This is a genomic window from Lentzea sp. NPDC054927, from assembly GCF_053610285.1.
In genome coordinates this window covers 347,448-372,467 of the sequence record NZ_JBSGXZ010000001.1, presented here as the reverse complement: position 1 = coordinate 372,467, position 25,020 = coordinate 347,448, and the positions used below count along the sequence as shown (strand labels likewise).

23 protein-coding genes are annotated in these 25,020 nt (G+C 69.9%); 16 read left to right on the top strand and 7 right to left on the bottom strand.

The annotated features are described in order from the left end of the window. Positions 1-17: 17 nt before the first annotated feature. Together ACWGE0_RS01815 and ACWGE0_RS01810 are read right to left on the bottom strand one after the other, a co-directional pair. Positions 18-239 carry a hypothetical protein gene (locus tag ACWGE0_RS01815; protein WP_452258972.1) on the bottom strand — a complete coding sequence of 74 codons (222 nt, stop codon included), beginning with the start codon at positions 237-239 and terminating at the stop codon, positions 18-20. Positions 240-296: 57 nt separating this feature from the next. Next, complete coding sequence (locus ACWGE0_RS01810; RefSeq protein WP_452258971.1) at positions 297-2,696, bottom strand: type 2 lanthipeptide synthetase LanM family protein; 2,400 nt, start codon at positions 2,694-2,696, stop codon at positions 297-299. A 459-nt stretch (positions 2,697-3,155) separates the two neighbouring features. Between ACWGE0_RS01810 and ACWGE0_RS01805 the strand changes: the two genes are divergently transcribed. From ACWGE0_RS01805 to ACWGE0_RS01765, 9 genes are read left to right on the top strand one after another with little or no spacing between them, the layout of a single operon-like run. Then, a complete protein-coding gene (locus ACWGE0_RS01805; RefSeq protein WP_452258970.1) occupies positions 3,156-5,669 on the top strand; it encodes a class III lanthionine synthetase LanKC N-terminal domain-containing protein in 2,514 nt (837 codons plus the stop codon). Next, positions 5,666-6,397: a GNAT family N-acetyltransferase gene (locus tag ACWGE0_RS01800; protein ID WP_452258969.1), complete on the top strand. Its 732-nt coding sequence runs from the start codon at positions 5,666-5,668 to the stop codon at positions 6,395-6,397. Before ACWGE0_RS01805 ends, ACWGE0_RS01800 begins: the two co-directional genes overlap by 4 nt. Further along, complete coding sequence (locus ACWGE0_RS01795; protein WP_452258968.1) at positions 6,394-7,971, top strand: hypothetical protein; 1,578 nt, start codon at positions 6,394-6,396, stop codon at positions 7,969-7,971. Before ACWGE0_RS01800 ends, ACWGE0_RS01795 begins: the two co-directional genes overlap by 4 nt. Beyond that, entirely contained in the window at positions 7,968-9,530 is a 1,563-nt protein-coding gene (locus ACWGE0_RS01790) for an alpha/beta hydrolase family protein (protein WP_452258967.1), read from the top strand. The genes ACWGE0_RS01795 and ACWGE0_RS01790 overlap by 4 nt, the downstream gene beginning before the upstream one ends. Beyond that, a complete protein-coding gene (locus tag ACWGE0_RS01785; RefSeq protein ID WP_452258966.1) occupies positions 9,527-11,218 on the top strand; it encodes an ABC transporter ATP-binding protein in 1,692 nt (563 codons plus the stop codon). Before ACWGE0_RS01790 ends, ACWGE0_RS01785 begins: the two co-directional genes overlap by 4 nt. Continuing rightward, complete coding sequence (locus tag ACWGE0_RS01780) at positions 11,211-12,944, top strand: ABC transporter ATP-binding protein (RefSeq protein ID WP_452258965.1); 1,734 nt, start codon at positions 11,211-11,213, stop codon at positions 12,942-12,944. The genes ACWGE0_RS01785 and ACWGE0_RS01780 overlap by 8 nt, the downstream gene beginning before the upstream one ends. Before the next feature lie 9 nt (positions 12,945-12,953). After that, a complete protein-coding gene (locus ACWGE0_RS01775; RefSeq protein WP_452258964.1) occupies positions 12,954-13,835 on the top strand; it encodes a LysR family transcriptional regulator in 882 nt (293 codons plus the stop codon). 57 nt (positions 13,836-13,892) lie between these two features. Further along, the gene (locus tag ACWGE0_RS01770) at positions 13,893-14,942 is read left to right on the top strand and encodes a tartrate dehydrogenase (RefSeq protein ID WP_452258963.1); all 1,050 of its coding nucleotides are present in this window, start codon (positions 13,893-13,895) and stop codon (positions 14,940-14,942) included. Continuing rightward, positions 14,939-15,853 (top strand): alpha/beta fold hydrolase, encoded by a 915-nt coding sequence (locus ACWGE0_RS01765; RefSeq protein ID WP_452258962.1) that lies wholly within the window; start codon positions 14,939-14,941, stop codon positions 15,851-15,853. The genes ACWGE0_RS01770 and ACWGE0_RS01765 overlap by 4 nt, the downstream gene beginning before the upstream one ends. Here the strand turns inward: ACWGE0_RS01765 and ACWGE0_RS01760 are convergent. The 4 genes from ACWGE0_RS01760 to ACWGE0_RS01745 are packed head-to-tail and all read right to left on the bottom strand — an operon-like array spanning position 15,798 to position 19,346. Next, positions 15,798-16,154: a 5-carboxymethyl-2-hydroxymuconate Delta-isomerase gene (locus ACWGE0_RS01760; protein ID WP_452258961.1), complete on the bottom strand. Its 357-nt coding sequence runs from the start codon at positions 16,152-16,154 to the stop codon at positions 15,798-15,800. The two genes, ACWGE0_RS01765 and ACWGE0_RS01760, sit on opposite strands and share 56 nt — an antisense overlap. 4 nt (positions 16,155-16,158) lie before the next feature. Then, on the bottom strand, positions 16,159-18,108 hold the full coding sequence (locus ACWGE0_RS01755; protein ID WP_452258960.1) for a HEAT repeat domain-containing protein: 1,950 nt from the start codon (positions 18,106-18,108) through the stop codon (positions 16,159-16,161). Between the two features lie 54 nt (positions 18,109-18,162). Further along, a complete protein-coding gene (locus tag ACWGE0_RS01750) occupies positions 18,163-18,843 on the bottom strand; it encodes a GNAT family N-acetyltransferase (protein ID WP_452258959.1) in 681 nt (226 codons plus the stop codon). Beyond that, positions 18,840-19,346 (bottom strand): winged helix-turn-helix transcriptional regulator, encoded by a 507-nt coding sequence (locus tag ACWGE0_RS01745; RefSeq protein WP_452258958.1) that lies wholly within the window; start codon positions 19,344-19,346, stop codon positions 18,840-18,842. The genes ACWGE0_RS01750 and ACWGE0_RS01745 overlap by 4 nt, the downstream gene beginning before the upstream one ends. Positions 19,347-19,430: 84 nt before the next feature. On the opposite strand from ACWGE0_RS01745, the gene ACWGE0_RS01740 reads away from it, so the two are divergent. The 5 genes from ACWGE0_RS01740 to ACWGE0_RS01720 all read left to right on the top strand — a co-directional run bounded on the left by ACWGE0_RS01740 (position 19,431) and on the right by ACWGE0_RS01720 (position 22,584). Further along, a complete protein-coding gene (locus ACWGE0_RS01740) occupies positions 19,431-19,736 on the top strand; it encodes a putative quinol monooxygenase (RefSeq protein WP_452258957.1) in 306 nt (101 codons plus the stop codon). A 24-nt stretch (positions 19,737-19,760) separates the two neighbouring features. After that, complete coding sequence (locus ACWGE0_RS01735; RefSeq protein ID WP_452258956.1) at positions 19,761-20,663, top strand: NmrA family NAD(P)-binding protein; 903 nt, start codon at positions 19,761-19,763, stop codon at positions 20,661-20,663. Further along, positions 20,660-21,163, top strand: a complete 504-nt coding sequence (locus tag ACWGE0_RS01730) for a PaaI family thioesterase (protein ID WP_452258955.1) — start codon at positions 20,660-20,662, stop codon at positions 21,161-21,163. Before ACWGE0_RS01735 ends, ACWGE0_RS01730 begins: the two co-directional genes overlap by 4 nt. 365 nt (positions 21,164-21,528) lie before the next feature. Next, positions 21,529-21,903: a hypothetical protein gene (locus tag ACWGE0_RS01725; protein WP_452258954.1), complete on the top strand. Its 375-nt coding sequence runs from the start codon at positions 21,529-21,531 to the stop codon at positions 21,901-21,903. A 57-nt stretch (positions 21,904-21,960) separates the two neighbouring features. After that, positions 21,961-22,584 carry a hypothetical protein gene (locus ACWGE0_RS01720; protein WP_452258953.1) on the top strand — a complete coding sequence of 208 codons (624 nt, stop codon included), beginning with the start codon at positions 21,961-21,963 and terminating at the stop codon, positions 22,582-22,584. Here ACWGE0_RS01720 and ACWGE0_RS01715 read toward each other — a convergent pair. After that, complete coding sequence (locus ACWGE0_RS01715; RefSeq protein WP_452258952.1) at positions 22,566-22,943, bottom strand: DUF2231 domain-containing protein; 378 nt, start codon at positions 22,941-22,943, stop codon at positions 22,566-22,568. The genes ACWGE0_RS01720 and ACWGE0_RS01715 overlap by 19 nt on opposite strands. 79 nt (positions 22,944-23,022) lie before the next feature. Between ACWGE0_RS01715 and ACWGE0_RS01710 the strand changes: the two genes are divergently transcribed. Both ACWGE0_RS01710 and ACWGE0_RS01705 read left to right on the top strand, forming a co-directional pair. After that, entirely contained in the window at positions 23,023-23,823 is an 801-nt protein-coding gene (locus ACWGE0_RS01710) for an alpha/beta fold hydrolase (protein WP_452258951.1), read from the top strand. Continuing rightward, a complete protein-coding gene (locus ACWGE0_RS01705; RefSeq protein ID WP_452258950.1) occupies positions 23,820-24,998 on the top strand; it encodes a SpoIIE family protein phosphatase in 1,179 nt (392 codons plus the stop codon). Before ACWGE0_RS01710 ends, ACWGE0_RS01705 begins: the two co-directional genes overlap by 4 nt. Positions 24,999-25,020: the final 22 nt, after the last annotated feature.

The following is a 25,020-nucleotide window of genomic DNA, read 5'->3' as shown; positions in this document are numbered from 1 at the left end:
GATCAGATAACGGGCGCTCAGTTCTCCGGCCGACAGCAAGTGGAACCGTTCCCACCGCCGTTGACGGAAACGACCGAGTCGAGCACGACGTCCGCGTTGGGCGCGGTGGCGACGGCCGGAGCTGCGGCGATGGCTCCTGCGGAGAGGACGACGCCCGTCAGCGCGGCGATCCGCAGGCCGATCTTCCTGGTGGTGGCGCGGACCGAGGCGGACTGGTCGTTGGTCTCCGAGAGTCTCATTAGTTCTCCTGTTGGTGAGTAACGGTTTCTTCGTGTTCCCCGCAAATCACGGGAAGATCAGTTGCCGGCTTCGAAAAGCAGGACCGACGGCGTCTGCTCCGGGAATCCCAGGCGCAGCAACCCGATCCCGAGCCCGGCGAGTCCGGTGAGGAGCCCTGGTGTGGGCACGCGGTCGGGGGTGACGCAGCGAGGACCCTCTCGGCGCAGCACGGCCAGCACATCGCCCGTTCGGCGGTGCCGGGTCGCGGCGGACCAGCCGCTCATCGACACGTCCGCATGGCCGAGTTCCCCGTGGCACAAGGACAAGTCGTCGTCCGTCCATTCGGAAGCGTCGTGCTGGCACCACCGGGCCGGACCTGCGGGTCCGTCCGGATACCGTTCGGCCAGCTCACGTGCGTCCGCGCAGCCGATCTCCGCGTCCACCGCGCGCATCGCCGCCGCCAGACCGTGTTCGGGTTCGAACTCGGCGGCCGTCGCGGCCAGCTTGACGGTCGTGCGGGCCCAGCGGGCGACCTCGTCGTCGTCCAGCAGCTTCGCGATCCTGGCGAGGGCGTAGGAGATTCCCGCGAACCCGGTCAGGCCGCCAGAGCCGACCGCGGCGATCAGGTCGTCGTTGCCGCGCAACATTCCCAGCAGATCCGGCACCGCCGCCAGCGCCCGGCGGGCCACGTCGGTGTAGCGGCAGACGTCGCTGATCCGGCCGAGCTGTGCGAGGAACAGCGCCACGCCGGTGTAGCCGTGTGCGAGCCCGGCGCCCATCGGCAGCACCAGCCACCGGGTGTCGCCGACCGGTTCCAGGCCGATCCAGTTCATCCGGTCGGAGCCGTAGCTGGTCGTGACGATCCGGTCGGCGATCGCGCAGGCGGCCGACAGCACCTCGTCCGTGCCGACCGCGTGCTGCCCGACCTGGCCGGGACCGGCGCCCGTCACCGCGACCCGGCGGGTGGCCAGTGCCGCGGCGATCACCCATTCCTGGTCCTCGCGGTCGAACTCGTCGAACGCGGCGAGGCACGCCAGCGCGTCGTCCACGCCGGACGTGGCCAGCACTCCGCCGAGCTTTCCCTTCGAGGACTCCAGATCGTGGCCGTCCGCGCGGGTGGTGAACAGCGGAACGTCGCCCGCGTCGAGCTCGGCGGCCTCGAGTTCGGCCAGGCCGGGCAGGAAGTCCGTGGCACAGGCCGCGGCGAGCGCGTTGAGCCGAACGCCGGAGTCCCGCATGAACTCCGGACCGCGAGTCGCGGCGATCAGTCCGGCGTACTGGGCCGTCGGCCGGGGCACCACGCGGACCGGCACCGAGGCGCACGCGGCGAGCACGCTGGCGAACTCCGCGCGGTGGAAGGTGATCGCGTCGTAGGTCAGCCGGAACCCGGCCAGCACGGCGTCCGCGTGGTCGGCGGCCTCGACCGGCTGACCTTGCCACGTCGGGCGGTTCGCGGCGCCGGGCATGACCTCCGGCCGGAGCACCGCGCGCATCCGGTCGGTGCCGGCGTCGAGCCATTCCGTGGTGGCGCCTGAAGTTTCCTGGCCCGCGTCACCGCCGACCGCGGAGATGTCGACGAGCCCGTGCCGTCCGGCGACCGCGGGAAGGATGCCGGTGCGTGCGACCGAACGGCCGAGCGCGACGGTGGCGGGATCGGGCCGTTCGCCGGGAAGCTGCGCCTGGAAAAGGGTTTCCACATCGATCAGCAACGGCTGGTCGGCACGCGTGATCACGTTCTGGTGGTGCATGTCGGTCGCCCGCAGCAGATGGAGCACCGCGAGCAGCCCGCCGAGCCGGTGGAAGTACGCGACGGCGTCGTCACCCGGCAATGGCGCCGGCTCGACGTGCTCGGTCCAGCCGTACGCGTCGGCCGCCAGCGCCTTGACCGTGGCTAGACCGAGGTCCACCAGGTCGTTCACCAGCTCGACCACGTGCGCCAGCGCCAGATGGGCGTCGACGCCGCGCGGTTTGTAGACCACGCGCTGCCCGTCGGCCAGCTCCAGGATCGTGGTGGCGCGCCCTCCCCGGTGGCGGTCACCGCCTGGCTGGAGGGCGACGAGCACCGACTTGGCGCCGAGCAGCGTGCCGGTCAACCGGTCCTGGTCGGCGGCGTACCGGGTGGCGATCTCGGCGATCGTCTCCGCCGCGGTGTCGCGTTCCCGGTCCATTTCCCGGACCAGCACGGGGTAGCGCTCGAAGTGGTCGTGGGTGAGGAAGTCCGCGAACCGCTCGCGCTCGTCGTCGCCCGTGAGCGTGGCCCGCGCCAGTTCATGGACGAGAACCGGCGCCGCGAGCCGGGTGAGGCGGGTGGTCAGGCGCTCGGCACACGACGCGATCAGTGCTTCCGGATCCACCGCGGTGCCGGGCAACGCGGCGAGCTCGTGGTGCAGACGGGCGCTCGTCGCGTTCACCCACGGGGCCACGACGTGCGCGAACACGTCCGTGGGAGCGGGTGTGGCGCGGCAGGCGATCTCCATGAGACGAAGCGTGCCAGCGCAACACCGGCCGGTCATGGGTGGAGAACACCACCATTGCGACTGGCCTACGTACTCGTCACTACGCATCCTCCCGCACCCCGCTCGTGAACCGCTCGAGCGCAACCCCGCCGCTGCCGCCGCCGCAACGCCCCGCACCTGCGACGACGGAATGGTGGTGGCCGCCACGGATGAGATTCGGGGCCCCGGACGGGACATTTCTCTCGGGCCGCAACGAGGTCCGAAACACCAACAACACGGAGGTGCATTCACATGGAGAAGATCGTGGACGCGAACGACCTGCTGACCATGGGCTTCGAGGACGACGCGCTGCTGATGGAGGACAACTCCCTCTGCACGCTCTGCTCCTGGACCTCGAGCCAGAACTGACCGGATCTCCGGTGATGCCGCGGGCCGCCGCCAGGCGGCCCCCCGCCAGTCCCTCTTAGGCAGGTGAGTTCCATGCGACGACGCGTCGCAACCGACCCGATCCGGCGCGGGGCAGGAGAGATCGCCGCCGCGTGCGCCGACACCTACACCGTGCGCGGCGAGCCGTTCTGGTGGCACTTCGACCCGGTGGCCGACCGCCCGCTGCGCCGGCAGGGCTGGAAGATCCACGTCAGCGCTTCGCCTCTGCACGCAGCGGAGGTCCTGCGCCGCGTCGCAGCCGTCGTGGTCCCTCACGCCTTGCGCTGGAAGGCCGCGCGGTCCATCGACAAGCTGATGGACCTCAGCTCACCGCCGTCGCCGCTCACGCAGTCCGGCAAGTTCATCACGATCTACCCGGACGGCGACGTCGAGTCACTGGCGGCCTCGCTGGACGCCGTGACGCGCGAGTTCGACGCGCCCGTGGTGCCGTCCGACCGCCGCTTCCGCCCGCACTCCAACGTCTACCTGCGATACGGCGCCTTCTCCGCGCAGAGCGTGTTCGACCCGGTCGAGCAGAGCCTCCGGCACGTGCTGGTCGATCCGTCCGGCCGTCGTGTCGAGGACAAGCGCGCTCCCGGCGTCGCCGCGCCCGACTGGGTCGACGACCCGGTGCCGTCGCAGTCGCGGGCGTTTCGGCCGCGGCCGGGGACCGGGCTGTTCTGGCGGGAAATCGTCGTCCAGGGTGTGTTGCGCCAGTCGGTGAAGGGTGGTGTGTTCCGGGTGCTGCACCGCGGTGCACCGGCCGTGCTGAAGGAAGCGCGGATCGGGACCACGCCTGACCGGCTCGGCCGCGACTCACGTACAGCGCTGCGCAACGAGTGGCAGATGCTGCGGGCGTTGAGCGGGACCGGGCTCGCTCCGGAGGCGCTCGCCTTCTTCCACCAGGAGGACAACGCCTACCTCGTGCAGGAGTTCCTGCCTGGGCGGACTTTGCGTGCCGAGGTGGAGCGGCTCAACTACCGCGCCACGGTGTCGGTGCCTGACCTGCTGGCGTTGCGGGACGGGGTGCACCGGCTGGTTCGGGATGTCGAAGCGCGCGGGATCCGGCTGCTCGACCTGACGCCCAACAACATCATGGTGGACGGGTCGCGGCTCGCGGTGATCGATCTCGAGCACGCCGGGCTGGTGGACTCGCCGGAGCCGCCGTTCGTCGCGCACACGCCGGGGTATGTGCCGGAGTCTGTGCCCTGGGCTGGTGACACGGAGTACGCGCTCGCGGCGATCGACCACTACCTGCTGACGGGGATCGACCCGTACCTGGGCCGGAACGTGCGTTACGCCGAGCACGTGGCCGCGGTGCTGGAGGCCTTCGCGCCAGCCGGCCTTGATGCCGCCGTGGTGGACGACACCCGCACCCGACTGGGTGGCGGTGAACTGTCGCTGTCCGCAGATCGCACCGTGGAGGAAGCGGTCGCCGCGGGGGAGGAGCTGGTCAAGCTCGTCGAGTGGGACCGCCACCCCTGGCCCTGGCCCCAGCGCTGGGCACCCGGCTCGATGCACCCCGCCTCCTTCATGGCGGGCACGGCCGGCATCGCCCGCTACTACCTCGACCTCGCGGAAGCCACCGGCGACAGCGCCTGGCTCAAGCACACCGACACCCTCCTGACCTGGACCCTGGAGAACCACCCTGTCGTTCCTGGCCTGACCCCTCCCGGCCTGTACTTCGGCCTCGGCTCGCTCCCGTGGCTGATGACCGACCTGGCCGCCGGCCACGAACCCGGCCTGTGGCGCCGCGAAGCCCTCAAACTCAGCGAAGCACTCACCGCCATCGACGTCCACGGCTGGGACATCACGCACGGCTGGGCGGGCGTCGGGCTGGCCAAGATCGCGCTCCTCAACGCCACCGGCGAAGGCGAGGACGAGGTCAAAGCGATCATCGGCAAGATCCTCGGCGGCGTGTCCACCCAGGACGGCTACCCGGCCTGGCCCAACAACGGCTCCTCCTTCCACGGCTTCGCGCACGGCAGCGCGGGCGTCGCCTACTTCCTGCTGCACGCCGGGCTGGCCGTCGACGACCCGGTCGCGATCGACCTCGCCGTCGCCACCGGCCGCGCGCTCGTCAACGCCGCTGTCCCGGCGGCGCACGGCCTGTCGTGGCCGCACAAACCAGGCCAAGACACCGTCTGGTCGCACTGGTGCAACGGCGCCGCGGGTGTCGGCATCCTGCTGCACGCCCTGGCGCAGCACACGAACGACGACGAGTTCCGCAACGCAGCGAGGAAAGCGGGCCGGGCGATCACGACCGCGCGGCCGTTCGGGAGTGTGTGCCGGTGTCACGGGCTGGCCGGCGACGGTGACTTCCTGCTCGACCTCGCGGGAGATCCGTCGCACGGCGAGGAGTTCCACGACGGCGCTGTCCACATCGGACGCAAGCTCGACGCGGTGCGGTTCCGGGACGGGTTCGCCGTCAAGTGGGCGCCGGAGGGGATCGGCGCGCCACGGCCCGACTACATGCGCGGCTACACCGGCGTGCACGCGTTCCGGCTTCGGCTCGCGGGCCACGTCGCCCGTTCGCCACTGACCCTGCGACTCGAGGAGCGACCGTGAACCTCACCGATCTCCTGGTCCACGAGATGGTCGTGGACTGGGGCCCGAACCGCCGGGTGGTGGCGTCCCGCAAGGGCGAGACCGTGTTCTCGTGCGTGGTGCGACCGGCCCAAGGCCTTTGGTACGTCACCGAGTGCTTGCCGCAGCGCGACGACCCGGTCGTGGTCGAGCACCTGGTGCGGGCGCTCGCGTACCTCAAAGAGCAGGGGATGCACGACGTCATCGCGGTGCACCCGGAGTTCTGGGACGTCGGCGGCACTGACTGCGGCCTGATCGTGCCGATGTGGCTGCGCCTGGACCGCGAGATGATCGCGTCGTTCGAACGCGTGCTGCCCATCGGGTACGGGTTCGAGCCGTTCGGAGACGACCTGCCGGGGGAACCGCACGACCTCAGCGTGTTCGAAGAGCTCCAAGACGGGCAGTACGGGCCGTTGGTGCCGGAAGCCAGTCTGCGGATCGTCGCGGACGGCACCACACGCGGCGCGATCGCTGTGACGGAGGACCGCGGTGTGCCGCTCATTGGGCACCTCGTGGTCGACGGTGCCGAACGAGGCGCGGGGCTGGGCAAGGCGTTGCTGGTGCGCAGCATGCTCGGGCTGGCGGAAGCGGGGTACGCGGACTGCCGGCTCAACGTCATGGCGGACAACTTCGCCGCGCGCAGGCTGTACCGGTCGATCGGCTTCGTGCAGGACCGCGCGACGCTCAAGGCGAGCCGGGTGACGTCATGAGCGTGACGGTGCTGTCAGTGGAGTCCGCGAGGATTCCCGGTGTGCTGGCCGACTTGCGCGCGCGACACGGCGCGGTGCGGTACTACCTGGGTGCCGGTCGGCCGCTGTGGTTGCGCGGACCCGCCGAACACGGCGACATGACCACCGCGTTGCTCCGCTGCCACGACGAACGTGAAGCGAGGCTGCGTGCGGAAGTCGGCACCGTGCGGAAGTGGCTGGCTGAGGGCGGGTCACGGGCTGTGGTGGTGGAACTGTTCGGCGCGCCGACGCGTGACGATGTGCGGTTCCTGCAGGAGTGCCGGATGCGGCTGGTGCGCGGGGAAGCGCAGTCGATCACCGTGCTCAGGCACGTCCGTGCCGCCGTGCCGTCAGAGGGTGACGAGATCCTGGCGATGCTCCGCCTGGCCGGCGGCGCGGTACCGGAGGCCGAGTTCCAGCGCTGGCAGTCCGCGCACGGCTGGGACGACTCGCTCGTCCACGCCGTAACGTCCACAAGGGACGGTCTGCGCACCTACACCACGCCGGTGCACCGCGAGCTGCGGATCACTCCCGAACTGGCAGCTGAGGTCGTGGCCGGTTCCACAGCGCCACCACTGTCCGCCGCGGCCATGCTGACCGATCCGGCGTTGGCACTCAAGGCGTTCACGGCCGGTGCCGCCGCCGAGGCCGCAGGTCAGGGACGCGTGCTGGCGCGGTACGCGGGCAATCTCTACCGGCTGGCCCCGAACTCCACCACGGCGAGCGCCTACCTGGCCGCGCTGGTCGCCGACCGCAAACGGGTTTCCGGCCCGCTCGCCGACCTGGTGCTCAGGCAGGCGGCGAAGCAGGAGGTCGAGCCGACGTCACGGGCGATGCTCGCCTACAGCCTCGGCCAGCTCCTCGCCAAAGACCCCGACCCGGCCGTGCGCACGTCGGCCGCACGGTGTTTCGAGCACGCCCGCGAGCTGGACGTACCCGTCACCCAGGTCGCCGCGTCGTTCAACGGCGCCGCTCTCGCCCTCTACCGGGACCGCGATCTGGACGGCGCGGTCACGAGCATGCGCACCGCGCTGTCGCTGTTGGAGGGCCACGACACCGTTGCCGACCAACAGGTCCAGCTCCTCACCAACCTCGCCAAGCTCCGCCGCGGCACCTCAGAGGCCGTCGACCTGTACCGCCAGGCGTGGGCGGCCGCGAACGACGTCGCGAACGCCACCTACGTCGCCTCCGACCTGGTGCGGGTGCTGCTGGAAGCAGGGGAGGAGACGGAGGCCGAGGCCGTCGCCGCGCGGTTGCTGGACCTGTTCGACCAGGCGGGCGACACGAACCAGGCGAGCGAGAAGGCCGTGTCCGCGGTGTGCTTCCGGCTCGCCGACAACCGGCTGGCGGCCGGCGCGACGGACGAGGCCGCGCGCTGGTACCTCGCGGCGGTCAGCCGGATGCGGCGCGGGGCACCCGAGGTCGTCGACACCATCCTGAGCAACCTCGGCGAACAACCGTCAGCGCTCGTCGAACCACTGACCAGGGAACGCGCCGCGCACGCCGTCGTCGCTGGTGATCTCCACGTGTTGCGCCAACTGCTGGCCGCGGCATGACCATCGCCGAGCTCTCCCTGAACCGCAATCGCCTGGTCGTCACGCGACCCGGCGAAGTCGGCCTGGCCCAGGTCGGCCCGGACGGCGACACCGACCTGGCCGAGATCGACTGGATCCCGGCCGGCGACTGGCACCTCGTCGGCTGGGCCGCGCCGAACCTGGTCGCGTTGCGCCGCCGCGGCGAGCTCGGACTCCTCGACACCGACCGCCGGATGCTGACGTCGACGCATCCGGTGGTCGGACGCACCTTGCGCTACAACGGCACCGAAGCCCTGGTAGCGGTCGTGCGCAACGGCCGCCCGGTGCTGTGCGTGCATCGCCCGTCGGCCGGCACCTACCAGGTCCTCGACGCCACCGAAGGCGTGTCGTCCGTGGCCGCGTGGGACGGCCAGACCTTGGTGCTCACGCGGAACCGCAAGGTCGTGGTGGTGCACTACAACGACACGGGCAGCGAGCAGATCGTCGAGTTCGACGCCGTGTCGGCCGCGGGCGAGGGGCCGCTGATCGCGCTCACGGGTGCGGACGAAGTGCCGGGCGTGCTCGATCTGCAGAGCCTCGACGTGCGCTGGTTCGCACCCGGCAGCGCGGGCATCGCGGTCTCCCCGTCCGGTCTCCTGCTGACCACGGCCTGGGCCGACCACCAGTACTCCTACCAGGTGCTGGACCGCGAGGGCGAGGTCATCGGCACGCCGGTCCCCGACCACGGCATCGCCACCGACCTGACCTTCACCGCCGACGAACGCCACCTCCTCGGCCGCCACCAGTCACCGGCGGCCTCACCCGCGCTCGTCCGCTGGGACATCCACAGTGGACAGATGTCGCCGCTGCCCGGCCAGCAGCGCGAGGAGATCGCCGTCCGCTGGCAGCACCAGAACTCCGCCCAGTCGCCGGAATGGCTCTACGAACCGGAAACCGGCGGCCACCAAGGCATCGTGCTGCACCTGCACGGCGGCCCGCGCAGCCAGCTCCGGCAGATCCACGAACCGATGATCGCCGCTCTCGTCCGCGCGGGCTGGACCGTGATCGGCATGAACTACCCCGGCAGCTCGGGCTACGACGCCGAGTTCCGGGACGTCGTGGTCGGCGACTGGGGTGGCGCCGACGTGACCGCGGTGACCGCCAGGCTCCGCGAGCTGCGCCGCGACCGCCCGATCTGCCTGTACGGCCAGAGCTACGGCGCCTACCTGGCGTTGCTCGCCGCGGCCGCGGAACTTGTCGACGCGGTGGCGGCGTGGGCCCCGGTCACCGATCTGCCGCTGCTGCTGGAGTCAGCGACAGGCCTGCACGAGCAATGGCTGCGCACCGAACTCGGCGCGCTCGCCGACGATCCGGACCAGTTGCGGGAGCGCAGCCCGATCAACCGGCCGATCACCGCGCCACGCCTGCTGATGGGGCACAGCAAGGGCGACGACAGGGTTCCGGTCGAGCAGTCGCGGCGGTTCGTCGAACGGCTGGGAGCCGACCGCTACCTGGAACAGACAGGCAACGGCCACGAACCAGCCGACTTCGATTCCTGGACGACGGCAGTGGTGGAGCATTTCGGGGAGGTGCTGGCGTGAAGTTCTCGTCGTTGCTGTGGCAGGCCGGCCGATGGCGGTTCGCCCTGTTCTGCGTGCTGGCCGTGCTCCAGGGCCTCGCCCCAGCCGTCGCCATCGCCGCATCCGGCGTCCTCGTGTCCGGCGTGCCGAACAACCCGTCGCAAGCCGCACTCGGACTCGCCCTGTTCGGCGCCTCACTCCTCACCGGCACCGTGCTCTCCGCGGTCCTCGACCACCAAGCAGCCGTGCTCGACGGCCGATTCGCCCGCACCATCCACGAAACGGTGGCCAGGGCGACCCTGCGCACCGATGTCGCCCACCTCGCGGATCCGGACACCAGCGGCGAACTCGGCGCGCTGGCGGAGTTCGAACGCGTCGACGGCTTCGTGGGAACGGTGACCGCGCTCAGGGAACTGTTGCGCCAACGGGCAACCGGCATCGGCGCGGCCGTGGTGCTGGCGACGTTCGCGTGGTGGGCGCCGATCGTCATGTTCCTCGGCTGGCGCGGCCTGAGCTTCGGCGTGCGCAAGTGGCTCGACCACGGCATGAACCTCGGCGCGCAGCAGGGCGAGACCGCGCTGCGCCGCGCCCGCTACCTGCGCGGACTCGCCGTGGACAGCCCCGCGGCCAAGGAGATCCGGGTGTTCGGGCTGGCCGGCTGGCTCGTCCCGCTGTACCGCGACTCCTACCTGGCGGCGCTGGAAGTCGTGTGGGCGGGCCGCAAGCTCGGCATGCGCACCGTCTTCGCCGCGACCGGCGGAGTCCTGCTCGCCCACCTGCTGGTCCTCACCGCGATCGCCCAAAACACCACCACGCCGGCGGAAATCGTCGTGTACGCCCAGGCAGTGCTGTCGACGAGCGCTCTCGGTTATGTGTTCGGCGCCGAGATCCCACTGGCCAGGGCACGCAAGGTCACCTCCCTCGCGCTCTCCCTCGCACACCGTCTGACCAGCGCTTCGACACCCGAACACGCCGCGAACACGATCCAGCTCAAGGACGTCCACTTCACCTACCCCGGACGCGACGAGCCGGTGCTCGCCGGTGTCGACCTGATCGTCCCCGAAGGACAGTCGCTGGCGATCGTCGGCGAGAACGGGGCGGGCAAGAGCACGCTGGTCAACCTGCTGTGCGGCATCTACCAGCCGCAAAAGGGCGAGATCGCGATGCCGGGCAAGGTCAGCGCCATCGTGCAACGGTTCACCCGCTTCGAGCTCTCCCTGAAGGACAACATCGGGTTCGGCGAAGGAGACGTCCACCGGGCGTTGGAACGTGCGGGCGGACTCGGCCTGCTCGACGACCTCCCGCACGGCTGGGACACGGTCCTGTCGTCGTCGCATCCGAACGGCCGCGACCTCTCCGGCGGCCAGTGGCAGAAGGTCGCGCTGGCCAGGGCGTTGCTGGCGGTCGAGAGCGGGGCCGACATCCTGATCATGGACGAGCCCAGTGCCAACCTCGACGTGCTGGCCGAGGAAGAACTCTTCGCCCGCTTCAGCGAACTGGCCGGTGACATCACGACGATCCTGGTCTCGCACCGGCTCGCGTCCGTCCGGCACGCCGACCGGATCGTGGTCGTCGCCGACGGCCGGATCGCCGAGGACGGCACCCATGCCGAACTGATGGCCGTTGGCGGTCGATACGCGGCGATGTACTCGTTGCAGGCAGGCCGATTCGCAGAAGACATCACAGGTAAGGAGTGGAGCCATGCGTGAGATCCGCGTCCTGATCGCGATGGCGTGGCGGGTCGACCGCAGACTGACGCTGGCCATGATCGCGGAGCCGTTCGGCAACACCCTCGTGCTGATGTCCGGTCTGTGGCTGGCGATGCTCACCAACGGCGTGATCGGGCAGGACACCCGCCAGGTGGTCGTCGGCGTCGCGGCGCTCGTGCTCGGTGCCGGGCTCGGCTGGCAGCTCGACCTGTCCGCCAGCCAGTGGCGGATGGTGCTGGGCGAGAAGGTCGCGCACGCGTTCGACACCGAGATCGCCCGCCTGTCCGCCGAACTGCCGACCCTGGAGCACTTCGAACGCGCGGAGTACCAGGACCAGCTGGAGTTGTTGAGGCAACGCCAGGGCCAGCTGGGCAACTCGATGAGCGCCCTGGCCGTGACGGTCAAGGCGATCTGCGCGGGCCTGACCGTCATGATCCTGCTGGTGATCGCGCACCCCGCGATGCTCGCGCTGGTGCTGCTAGCGTTGCCCGCCCTGCTGATCACCAAGGCCCAACAGCGTTGGCGCGCAACGGCGGAAGACAGTTCCGCGTTGCCCGGTCGCACCGCCCGCCACCTGCGCGCGGTGGCCCAGGACCGGGACGCCGCCGTCGAGATCCGCCTGTTCGGGCTGGCGGACAACCTCGAACGGCGCATCGACGCGTTGTGGAACGACCAACGCCGGCCCGTCGAGCACACCGAACGCAAGGTCGCGCTGGCCTCGCTCGCCCAGCAGGTCCTGTACGTGATCGGCGTGATCGCCGCCGTCGGTTTCGTGCTGTACCAGGCGATTCAGGGGCAGTCGGCCCCCGGCGACGTCGTGCTGGCGATCTACCTCAGCCAGCAGGTGCAGACCGCGGTCATCTGGCCGATCCAGGCCGTCACCGGTTTCGGTCGCACCCTGCACACCGTCAGCCGTTTCCTCTGGCTCGTCGACAACGCCCGTGTGGCCGGCGGCAGCCTGCCCGCGCCCGAGCAGATCGTCGACGGCATCCGGCTGGAGAACGTGTCGTTCCGCTACCCCGGCACGCAGAAGTGGGTGCTGCGCAACGTCGATCTGACCATCCCGGCCGGCAGCGCGCTGGCCGTGGTCGGCGAGAACGGTGCCGGCAAGACCACCCTCGTCAAGCTCCTGACCAGGATGTACGAACCCACCGAAGGCCGGATCACGGTCGACGGCGTGGACATCGCCGACCTCGACCTCGAAACCTGGCGCGAGCGGCTCGCGGCGGCGTTCCAGGACTTCGCCCGCTTCGAGTTCACCCTGCAGCGCGCGGTGGGTGTCGGCGACCTGCCCCACCTCGACGACACCGGTCGCGTCCGGACCGCCATCACCCGTTCCAGCGCCGATGTGCTGGAGCAGGACGCCCAGCTCGGCACGTCGTGGGGCGGCACCGACCTCTCCACCGGCCAATGGCAACGCCTCGCCCTGGCCCGTGGACTCATGCGCACGAACCCGTTGGTGCGGTTCTTCGATGAGCCGACTGCGAGCCTGGACGCGTTCACCGAGGACGCCCTGTTCGACAGCATGGCCAGGGCCACCGACGGCGCGAACGGCATGATCACCATCCTGGTCACGCACCGCTTCTCCACCGTCAGATCGGCCGACCGCATCGCGGTGCTCGCCGACGGCGGCGTCGCGGAGCTTGGCACCCACCGCGAGCTGCTCGAACGCGACGGCCGCTACGCCAGGCTCTACCGGTCGCAGGCGGACGCGTTTGCCGATTAACTTGCCGGAATGGACATCCGGCAGCTGCGGTACTTCCTCGCCGTCGTGGACCACGGCAGCGTGAACAAGGCCGCCGCTGCCCTGTACGTGGCCCAGCCGTCGCTGTCCCAGTCCATCCGCGCGCTCGAACGTGACCTCGGGCTCGACCTGTTCCGCCGCGCCGGTCGTCGTCTGGTGCTCACCGACGCCGGAGAAGCGCTGATCAGCCCGGCGCGGCAGGTCGTGCGCGTGCTCGCCACCGCACGGGCGAGCGTCAACGAGGTGGCGGGCCTGCAGGTCGGCCGAGTCGAGATCGCGGCCATGCCGTCGCAGTCCGTCGAGCCGCTCGCCCGCATGATCAAGGCCGTCACCGAGAAACACCCTGGCCTGTCGATCTCGGTGCGGGCCGCCTTCACCGCCGAGGAGGTCATCGAGGAAGTCCGAAGTGGACGAACGGAGCTGGGTCTGCTCGGCACCAGCGAACCCCTGGCCGACGCGCGGGTGGCCATCAGCCGGATCGGGCGGCAGCGGTTCGTGCTGGTCTGCCCGGCGGACGGGTCGTTCGGACCGGACACCGTCGTGCGCCACGAGGACCTCGCCGGGCAACGGATGATCGTCGGCCAGCCCGGTACCGGCATGCGGCGCGTGGTCGACGAGATCCGCGCCGGCGGCGTCGACCTGACCGAGGTCGTGGAGACGGAACACCGGGAGGCCATCCTGCCGCTCGTGCTGGGTGACGTCGGAATGGCCGTGCTCGCCGAGTCGTGGGCACCGCTGGCGCGGCAGTCAGGAGCGCTCGTGCTGGCCCTCGAACCCGCCCGCTACCTGCACCTGGCGCTGGTATCGGGCCTGGGCGAGCTGACTCCGGCCGCGACGGCGTTCCTGGACGTCGCTAATAGCCTGAGCCTCTAACCCTGCGTGAACACACGTCTTGGACGCCGTGCGTGAAGTGGTGGTGTCATCAGGTCCATGGTCACTCACCGCATCGCGCTCATCCCGGGGGACGGTATCGGCCAGGAGGTCACGCCCGCCGCCTGCCGGGTGCTGGAGGCCGCCGGCAAGCGGCACGGCATCACGTTCACCTACGACGAGTTCGACTGGTCGTGCGCCCGCTACGCCGAGCTGGGCGCGATGATGCCTGCCGACGGGCTCGACCAGATCCGCCACCACGACGCGATCCTGCTCGGCGCGGTCGGTGCTCCCTCGGTACCGGACCACGTCTCGTTGTGGGGCCTGCTGATCCCGATCCGGCGCGGCTTCCGGCAGTACGTGAACCTGCGGCCGGTCAAGGTGTTCGAGGGCGTCGAGAGCCCGGTGCGCGGCGCGCGCGAGATGGACCTGGTGGTGGTGCGGGAGAACGTCGAGGGCGAGTACAGCGAGGTCGGCGGCCGGTTCGGACGTGGTTTCCCGGAAGAGATGGCCGTGCAGGAATCGGTGTTCACGCGGGCCGGGGTGTCGCGCATCGCCGAGTACGCGTTCCGGCTGGCGGGGGAGCGGCGCGGGCACGTGACGTCGGCGACCAAGTCGAACGGCATCGTGCACACCATGCCGTTCTGGGACGAGGTCGTCGCCGAGACCGCACAGTCCTTTCCGGACGTCTCGTGGCGCGCCGAGCACATCGACGCGTTGTGCGCCAAGGTGGTTCTCGATCCGGCACGCTTCGACGTCATCGTCGGCTCGAACCTCTTCGGCGACATCCTCAGCGACCTCACCGCCGCCGTCGCGGGCAGCATCGGCATCGCCCCGTCCGCGAACATCAACCCGGAACGCGACTTCCCGTCGATGTTCGAACCCGTGCACGGCTCCGCGCCCGACATCGCCGGTCAGGGCATCGCGAACCCGCTCGGCGCGATCTGGACCGCCGCGCTGATGCTCGACCACCTCGGCCATCCGGAAGCCGCGGCGGAGGTCGAGCGCGCGATCGCCGACGTGCTGGCGAAGACCCCGATCCGCACACCTGACCTCGGTGGCACTGCCGGCACCGAGGCGTTCACGCGGGCAGTGCTGGAGGCGTCATGAGCGTCCCGCTGCCCTTCACCTACCGCACGATCGACGCCGACGGCGTGCGCATCGGTTGTGCCACAGCCGGTGACGGCCCGCCGATCCTGCTCCTGCACGGCTACCCGCAGACCCACCTGATCTGGCATCACGTCGCCCCGCAGCTCGCGTCGAGCTACACCGTCGTCGTCACGGACCTGCGTGGTTATGGCGACAGCGCCAAGCCCCAGCCCGGCCCGGGCGATCTCGAATACTCCAAGCGCGCGATGGCCCGCGACCAGCTGCTGGTCATGAACGCGCTCGGCTTCGACCGGTTCGGGGTGGCGGGCCACGACCGCGGCGGCCGGGTCGGACATCGCCTCGCCCTGGACGCCCCGGAAGCCGTGTCCGCGCTGGCGGTGCTGGACATCGTGCCCACCCGCCACGCGTTCGAGAACGCGGACAAGGACTTCGCCCTCGGCTACTACCACTGGTTCTTCCTGGCCACGGGCAACGGCATCCCCGAGCACCTCATCGGCTGCGACCCGAGGTTCTGGATCACCTCGCGGATGAACGCCCGCCACCACGGCGGCACGCCCTTCGACCCGGCCGCGATCGAGGAGTACGTGCGCTGCTTCGACCAGGCGTCCATCGCCGCGTCCTGTTCGGACTACCGCGCCGCGGCCGGCATCGACCTGGTGCACGACAGCGAGGGCGGCCTGATCGACGCGCCCCTGCTGGCGTTGTGGGGAGAACACAGCTTCGTCGGCCGCCACTACGACGTCCTCGACGTCTGGCGCTCGTACGCGAGCGACGTGCGCGGCCAAGCTCTGCCGTGCGACCACTACCTGCCGGAAGAACGCCCCGACGAGGTAGCGGCCGCACTGGCCGAGTTCTTCAGACCACGACCTTCTGGTACTGCTCGCGATCGAGGTCGTACACCTCCAGCGTGACCTGGACCGTCAGCCCCTCGACCGGCTTGAGGTGCTCCCGCGCGAGCCCGATGGCCGCCTTGCCGACCTCCTGCTTCAGCTCCACTGACCGCCCGGCCAGCAGCCCGATCCGGATGTGGATCATCGCCGCCGGCGACCCGTCACCGATCACGCTCTCCTCGATCTGCCGCAACCGCGTCTTGAACGCGGCGACGTCCGAGCTGACCAGCGGCGACAGGGTCTGGTGCAACGCGAGGGCGAAGGCGCGGCGGTCGAACGCCTCGCTCACTTCGGCGGAGTACTCGACGGTGATCTGTGGCATGAGCTCACGCTACCGACGCCGCTGACCCGGCGGCGGCCAGGATCGCGCGGACTGCGTCACAGAGCAGCTCGTCGTTGGTGATGCTGCTCCACTGGTCTGTCGAGCCAGGACGAACATCGGTGTCCAGCAACGGCCGCAGAGCCGGGACGACCGGCGCGGCCAACGGGCCCAATGACGCCAGGGTCCCGATGTACCGGATGGCGCGAGAGCCGGACACCATGCCCGAGGTGATCGTCCACCGCGCGGCGTCCGCTACCGCGAGCCCGTCCTCCCGATCAGCGGTGATCCGCCACAGCGCGTGCCGGAGACCGACCTGCGCCCACCCGCGCTGCCCGGAAGTGGTCAGGCCGCGCAACTCGTCTTCAAACTCCGCCGCCGCTGGGCCGAGCTCGGTGAGCACGAGAACGTTCTGGGACAACGCCGAACCGCTCGTTCGGACGTGGTGCAGGAGCACCTCGGCGTCGCCGGTGACCCGCCAGCAACGGTGAGCGGCCTTGGTGCCGCCGAGTTCATTGGCGGAGATGACCGCGGGAAGTGCGACGGCCCTGGCTTCCGCGGAGTCCAACGCGATGAGGGCGTCCAGCGCCCATTCCTCCGATTCGGTGCCGAGAAACGCCGCGATGTCCGGGAGAGCTGCGCGGGCCTCAGGACCCCACGCCTCCAGGACTTGGAGGAACGCGCGCTGTTCGTCCGTTGTCGTCGCGGACCGCAGCCTGCGGATGATGCCGGGCAGCAAGTCGGCAGCGGATGAGCGCAGGGGGGTGAGGATGTTGGGGACCGACCGCCTGAACCGCAGACCTCCGCACTGACAGCCGAGCGCGAGTCCGTGATGGGGCGAGTCCAGCAGATCCACGACCAGCGGAACTGCTTCAGGGGCTTCGGCCCTCACCAAGGCGTGCAGGGCGGCTTGCGTCACGGTCGGCGAGTCGTCCTCACACGCAGCGAGTAGTTCTTCGCGCCACGGTTCGGCTGCGCGACCAGTGGCCGCGAGGATCGAGGCCGCCGTCTCGCGCTGCTGGGGATCGGGGTCGGTCAGATGGCCGGCGACGTGCGGCAACAACGTTCCGACTGAGGACCGCCAGCGGTTCATCAAGGTGGCGGCGGAGCTCAACGCGCTGGCACGTCGTTCGGGATCACGGCTGCCGAGCAGGGCCGCGGCCGTGCGGTTCCTGCCGTCCCGGTCGGCGCCGAGCACGTCGTTCGTCCACCAGATCAGCCGCGCTGTGGTCCGCCGCGTGCACCAGACGTTTTGCCACACAGCCAGATCCGCGGTGGGGAGGTAGGACGCGACCTCGTCGACGTGCCGCGGATCGCGGCCACCGAGGCCTGACAGGCGCGATGCCATGGACGCGGCGAACCGGTGTGCTGGATCTTGATGCCCGGACAGCGCGGACAGCCAGTCGACGACCTGCGGCGGCCAGTCGCCGGACGTGTCGTGCAGCAGTTGAGCGACGGCCAGCACGAAACCGAGGCGGGTCGCGTCGTCGGGTTCCTCCTGCCACCTGGCGAGCAGGGCCGCGGTCACGAGCTGGGCGTGTTCGTGAGCCTGCGCCAGTGGGAACGCGATCTGCCTGCGCACCAACGGATCCGGGTCGGCGAGCAGGCTCAGCAGGCGTGGCAGCGCTGTGCTCCACGCGGCGGGCCACTCCGGCGTGACGAACTCGGGCTGAGCCTCTCGAGCGGTTCTGGCGAGTTTGCCGATGAGGTCGATCGCCGGCCCCCGCGGCCCGAACGGCTGATCCTCGGCCCAGTGCACGAGGAAGCGCAGCACGGGTGGTGCCGCGGACAGCACGGTCCCACCCTGGTGGTAGATCTTGTTCTGCAGCTCCCCGAAGGCGTCGAGATCGGTGGGAGCGGCGAGAAGCAGTTCAGGAACGTCCTCGGCGGTGCCGTAGTGGTGCTGCAGTTGATCCCACGGGACGGTGTCGACCGCGGGCGCGAGGTCCTGGGACATCCAGGCGACTTCTTTTCGAATCGGACCGCCACTCGGCGGTCGAGCCTCCTCAGGCTACAACAAGGCCGCCGAACCGTTGTGGGACAGGAAGTGGATCTCGGTGCTCAGCCGCAGCCGGAAGCCGAGCTTCTCGTACAGCCGGACCGCGCCGGTGTTCGACGCGAGCACGTGCAGGAACGGAACCTCGCCGCGCTCCCGGATGCCGTGCGCGACGGCCAGCAGCAGCCGTGTTCCCAGCCCGTTGCCTCGTGCGTCCGGGTGCGTGCAGACGGCGCTGATCTCGGTCCACCCCGGGACGCGCAGCCGTTCGCCAGCCATCGCGACCAACCGTCCGGCACGTCGAATGCCCAGGTAGGTGCCCATTTCGATGGTGCGCGGCAGGAACGGTCCCGGTTCGGTCAGCGCGGTCAGCTCCAGCATGTCCGGGACATCCGCCGGGCCAAGACAGATTGTCTCGTCGTCGGGCGCGGCGGGGATGCCGTCGTCGACGTACTGCAGCAAGCCCATGGTCACGTCGACGTGCCAGGTGGACGGCGGTTCGACCGCACCTTTCACCGTGGCCCGAGGAGTCAGAGTCGCGAGGTCCGTCCAGTCGCGCGAGTCCGGATCTGGGGGCAACGCCGTGAAAGGGGACATGTCGGGCGGATAACGCAGGACGTTGCCCTGGCGCTCGGCGAAGGGGGCGTGTGGGCCGGTCAGCGCCGAGCGGATCGCGTTGTCCAGCGGGTGCGTCATGCGAGGGGCTCCAGCAGGCGGCGCGGCGTGTTGAGCAGCGCGGAGACCGCGTCGGGGTTGGCGTTGCCTCGTTCGTAGCCGGGGCCTGGTTCGACGAGGATGTCCGGGATCTCGACGATGCCGCCGCACGTCGGGCAGCGGTTGTCGGTGTCGAGCAGGCCGCCGTCGAGGTCGTGGCGGAACGTGCGCTTGGCACCGTTGGGGGAGTAGTGCTGGTCGCCCCAGGCCATCATGGCGCGCAGGATCGGCCAAAGCTGCAGGCCCTTGGCGGACAGCTGGTAGTCGCCGGCGTCGGTGTGCTCCAGCACGCCCTCGCTCACCAGGAACTTCAGCCGGTTCGTCAGGACGGCGCGCGGGATGCCGAGCTGCGTCGCGAAGTCGCCGAACCGGCGGATGCCGAAGAAGGCGTCGCGGACGATCAGCAACGTCCACCGCTCGCCGACGATCTCCAGCGCTCGTGCCAGCGAGCAGTTGCGGTCCGCGTAGGTGCTGGGCAGTGCCATGGACCTACTGTAGTTCATTCACTGAACTGACGTGCTACGGTTCGTCTAGTTCAGTGAATGAACTCCCGATGAGAGGTTGCCGCCATGTTCCAGTTCCTCGTGTCGTTCACCGTCCAGCCCGAGCGCCGCGACGACTTCGTGCGTGTGGCCCGCAAGACCGCGCAGGACTCCCTCGCGAACGAGCCCGGCTCGCTGCGGTTCGAGGTCATCGCGGACGCGGAGAACCCGGATCTCTTCTACCTCAACGAGGTCTACGCGGACCTGGACGCGTTCAACACCCACGCGTCCGGCCCGTACTTCGGCGCGTTCTTCGCGGAGGCCACCGGCTACGCGGAGGGGCCGACGTGGCTCATGAAGGGCACTGTGCAGGGCGACCCCGCCACCGTCTGACCCGCCAGTACTAATGGAGCTGACATGACAGACAGGTTGTTCCTGGTCACCGGGGCCACGGGCAAGACGGGGACCGGTGCCGTCGAGTTGTTGTTGGAGCGCGGGCAACGCGTTCGCGCGATGGTGCACCGCGAGGACGAGCGCTCCCGCAGACTGGCCGAGGCCGGCGCGGAGATCGTCGTGGCCGACATCCTCGATCTCGACGACGTGACCAAGGCCGTGCAGGACGTGTCCGGTGCCTACCTGTGCTACCCGATCCGCGACGGCCTGCTCGACGCGACCGTCCACTTCGCACAGGCGGCGACGGAGGCGGGCGTCGGGTCCGTGGTGACCATGTCGCAGATCTCGGCCCGCAGGGACGCGGCGAGCAATGCCGCCCGTCAGCACTGGTTGTGCGAGCGGCTGCTGGACCGGACTCCGTTGCTCACCACGCATCTCCGGCCGACGTTCTTCGCCGAGTGGCTGCCGAACTGGTGGGAGCGGCGCGACGGCGAGGGCTACCTGCGGTTGCCGTTCGGCGAGGGCAGGCACGCCCCGATCGCCGGTGCCGACCAGTCGCGCGTGATCGCGGAACTCCTGCTGGACCCCGAACCGCACGACGGCGCGGTCTACTCGTTGCACGGTCCGGCCGAGCTGAACCACCACGAGATCGCCAGTGCGATGTCGGCGGCGCTGGAGGTCCCGGTGCACTACGAGCCGATCAGCGTCGAGGAGTTCGCCGCGTCCATGACGGAGCACGGCTTCCCCGCACACCTCGTCCAGCACATGAGCAACGTGGCCATCGACTACCGCAACGGCATCTTCGCCGGCACCAACGACAACGTCGAACGGATCACCGGCCGAGCGCCGATGTCCGTCGAGGAGTTCGTCCTGGCCAACGACTTCTCCGTCAACGGCCCCAACTTCGTCGCAAAGGCTCGATCATGAACGAGCCGAAGCGCACGCGAACAGTCAGCTGGGCCGACCCGAAGTCGATCGCCGCGGTCGCGATGGAACTCGACGGCTTGGACTTCCTCCAAGCAATCGCGGCAGGCGAGGTCCCGCCGCCGCCGATCGCCACACTGCTCGGCGCACGCCTGATCGCCGTCAGCAAAGGCGGGGTCGTCTTCGCTCTGGACCCGGCGGAGTTCCACTACAATCCGATCGGCTCCGTGCATGGCGGCGTCTACGCCACACTGCTGGATTCGGCGGCGGGCTGCGCGGTCCACTCGACGCTCCCGGCCGGCACCGGCTACGTGAGCCTCGACTTGGCCGTGCGGTTCCTCCGTCCAATCAGGACCGACACCGGCACGGTTACCTGCACCGGAACCGTCGCCCACCAGGGCCAGCGGACCGCACTGGCCGAAGCGCGCCTCAACGACAGCGCCGGCCGCCTGCTGGCCACCGCCACCAGCACCTGCCTGATCCACACGGAAGGACAGCGTTGAGCACCATTCTCGTCACCGGTGCCAGCGGACGACACGGAGGCGCGGGCGTCCACCTGGTGAACCGCCTGCGGGAGGAGGGCGGGAACGTGCCCGTGCTCGCCTGGCCTACTTCACCTAGCTGATCGACGCCGGGGTCGTGCGGGCCGCGGCGAACTACGCGGCCGCGGTGCGGGAAGCGGGCACGAACCCGCGCACGGTCGTGATGTCAATGGGTCTGGCCCACCCTCGGCATCCGAGCGGCCGCGGCAGGGGCCAGTGGCTCGCAGAGGAGATCCTGCAGTGGGCGGGCCTGGACGTGCTCGTGGCTCACGGCCGCGTTCCACGAGAACCTCCAGGCGCTGCACGGGAGGTCCATCGAGGACGGTGTGATCCGCAACTGCTTCGGTGACGCAGCCGAACTCGCCGTCGCGGCATTGCTGCACCCCGAACGGTTCGAAGGCCCGATCTGCTACCCGGCCGGCGCGGAGGAGTTGAGCCACCACGACATCGCGGCTGTCCTCACCGAGGAGTTGGGCGGGCGGGTCCGGTTCGAGCCGGTCAGCGCGCACGAATGGCGCCGCGAGCTCGTCGAGCTGTTCGCGACGGACCAGGTCGTCAACCCGGACATGGCCGGCCACATCACGGCCGTGGCGAAGCAGGTCGCCGAGAACGGACCGACCCGAGCGGCTGACCTCGAGGGGCTGGCGCGCCTGATCGGCCTGCCACCCCTGACGTTCCGCGACCACGCCTGGGCATCCTGATGAGCAACGTCAACGTATCGGTTGACGAACTTGAACGTCAACCGATACGTTGACGAGGTGCGAGAAAACGAGTCGTTGAGCGCGTTGCGGATGATGCCGTGGGCCAGGGAGTCGGTGGACCGGGCCGAACGGGTGCTGATCGAGTCCGTCATGGACAGTGGCTGGACCTGGGAACAGCTGGGCGCGGAATACGGCGAACGTTCCAAGCAGGCCATGCAACAGCACTACAAGCGCCGCGGCGGCGAACGGAGCTGGTCGAAGCGCACGGACGCCGAACCGGCGGACGTCGAGTCGGTCCGATACGCGATCACCCGGCTGCTGTCGAACTTCCGCGCGACCGACGAGGCGCTGACCCGCACGATGCGTGACGCGTCGTGGAACGAGAAGGATCCGGAGGAAGAGGCGAAGCGGCGCCGGTCCTGGGTGGAGCGCCTCAACGACAGCATGGACGGGCTGCACGACTTCATCAACAACCGGCTGGGGCACTTCCCCCGGCGGGACGTGCGGCTGGTTCTGAGTGACCGCACGAAACTCCACGACGACTACGCCGAGGTCGACCGGGAGAAGGCAGAAGAGATCCGCACCGAGGCGGCAAAGGCCTTGGAACGGCTCCAAAAGCACCGCGACGAGGTGGACGCGACCATCGACGAGCTCAAACGGCGTCAGGCCGAACTGAGCTGAGCGCGGCGTCCGGCCATCGAGGTCGCGAGCCAGCCTGCCGCGCCGGCCCACCCGGCGAGCACTGCGGCCCACGTCGGTTCCCATCCCGTCTGACCGAGCCGCAATGCCCAGCTGACGCCGAAGAACAAGAGGACGAGCGCGATGCCGAGATCGCGACCGGGCGAGCGATCGGAGGGCTCAGCGAAAATCCGGTCGAGCCACTCGGTCGCCGCCACCGCGACGCCGAGCAGCAGACCCGCCGCGATCAGGTGCCACGAGGCGGCGGCGAGCGTCGCACTGCCGGTGAGCAGGTGCAGCAGGTCGAGCCCGGCAGCGGTGGCGAGAAGTGCGAGCGGCAGGACGACGAGACGGCGCGGCATGATGTTCCTTCCCCGGAGAAGCTGGGGCTCAGGTACCCGCTTCGGCGGGTGATCACACGGCTGCACCTAGGATCTGGTCGTGGACGTGCTGCGCAGGAACAACGTCGTCGTGACCGGCAACGAGACCGGACCGACGGTGATGCTCGCGCACGGCTTCGGCTGCGACCAGAACCTGTGGCGCAGCGTCGTTCCGCAGCTCGCCGAACGGTGCCGGATCGTGCTGTTCGACCACACCGGGTGCGGGCGCTCGGACCTGTCGGCCTGGTCCGCCGGCCGCTACAGCGACCTCCACGGGTACGCCGACGACATCCTCGAGATCTGCCGGGCGCTCGACCTGCACGACGTGGTGCTGGTCGGGCACTCGGTCAGCGCCATGATCGCGGTCCTGGCCGCCAACGCCGAGCCCGATCGGTTCGCGCAGCTGGTGCTGCTCACGCCGTCACCGCGCTACGTCGACGACGGCGACTACCGCGGCGGGTTCAGCAGGGAGGACATCGACGAGCTGCTCGACGCGCTCGAGTCGAACTACCTGGGCTGGTCCGCGGCGATGGCGCCGGTGATCATGGACAACCCCGATCGGCCGGAGCTGGGGGAGGAGCTGAAGAACAGCTTCTGCCGCACCGATCCGGACATCGCGCGGGTCTTCGCCAGGGCCACGTTCCTGGCCGACAACCGCGAGGACCTGCGGAAGGTGACCGTGCCGGCGCTGGTCGTCCAGTGCGCGGTGGACGCCATCGCACCGCCGGAGGTCGGCCGGTTCACCCACGAGCAGATCCCCGGTAGCCGACTGGTGACGCTGGACGCGATCGGCCACTGCCCACAGCTCAGCGCGCCGGAGGCCACGGCAGAGGCGATACTGGAGTTCGTGGACAGCCGATGACATGTCCCGATGGCGCGGCTTTCGCCGGACTGCTCGAAGACAGCGCCGAGGACCTCTACGACAACGCCCCCTGCGGCTACGTCTCGACCTTGCTGGACGGCACGATCGCGAAGATCAACGCGACGCTGCTCGCCTGGCTCGGCTACGACAGCGACGACGTGGTGGGCCGCCGGAGGTTCCCCGACCTGCTCACGGTCGGCGGCCGGATGTACTACGAGACCCACTTCGCGCCGTTGCTGCACATGCAGGGCGAGCTCGGCGGCGTCGCGCTGGAGATGAAGACCGCCGGCGGCACCCGGCTCCCGGTGCTGCTGACCTCGACCGTCAAGACCGGCCCCGGCGGCGAGGCGCAGCTGATCCGCACCACCGTGTTCGACGCCCGTGACCGGCGCGCCTACGAAGAGGAGCTGCTCCGAGCCCGGCAGCAGGCCGAACGGGAACGCGACCGCGCCCAGCAGCTGGCCAGGACGTTGCAACAGACTCTGCTGCCGCCCGCCCTGCCGGTGGTGACCGGTGTGCAGGTCGACGCCGGCTACTACCCGGCGTCGCTCGACCAGGTCGGCGGCGACTTCTACGACCTGTTCCCGCTCACCGGCGACACCTGGGGCTTCTTCCTCGGCGACGTCTCCGGCAAGGGCGTGGACGCGGCAGTCGTCACGTCCCTGGTGCGCTACACCCTGCGCGCGGCGGCGGTGCACGAGGTGGATCCGGTGAGCGTGCTGAAGCACCTCAACTCCGTGCTCAACTACACGAACCCACGCCTGTGCACCGTCATCTACGGCCGCATCCAGCCCACCGAGGACGGCGCCGTGGTCACGCTGGCCAACGGCGGGCACACCCCGCCGTTGCTGATCCGCTCCAACGGCACCTCGGAACTGGTGCGCATGCCCGGCGGACAGCTGGTCGGCGTGCTGCCCAATCCCCGCTTCACCACGGCGGAGGTGCGCCTCGGGCCGGGCGATGTTCTGCTGCTCTACACCGACGGGCTGACCGAGGCCCGGATCGAGGGCAACACCCGCTACAGCGAGGAAGCGCTGCTCGACGACCTGGGCGGGCTGGCCCCGGCGACCGCCTCGACGGTGATCACGGCGGCGACCCGGCTGCTGACTGAGTTCGGTGAGGGTGTGGAGGACGACACCGCTCTGTTGGCGTTGAGCGTCCCGGCCAGGCCGTAGTGGGTGTGGCCACTCGGCTGCT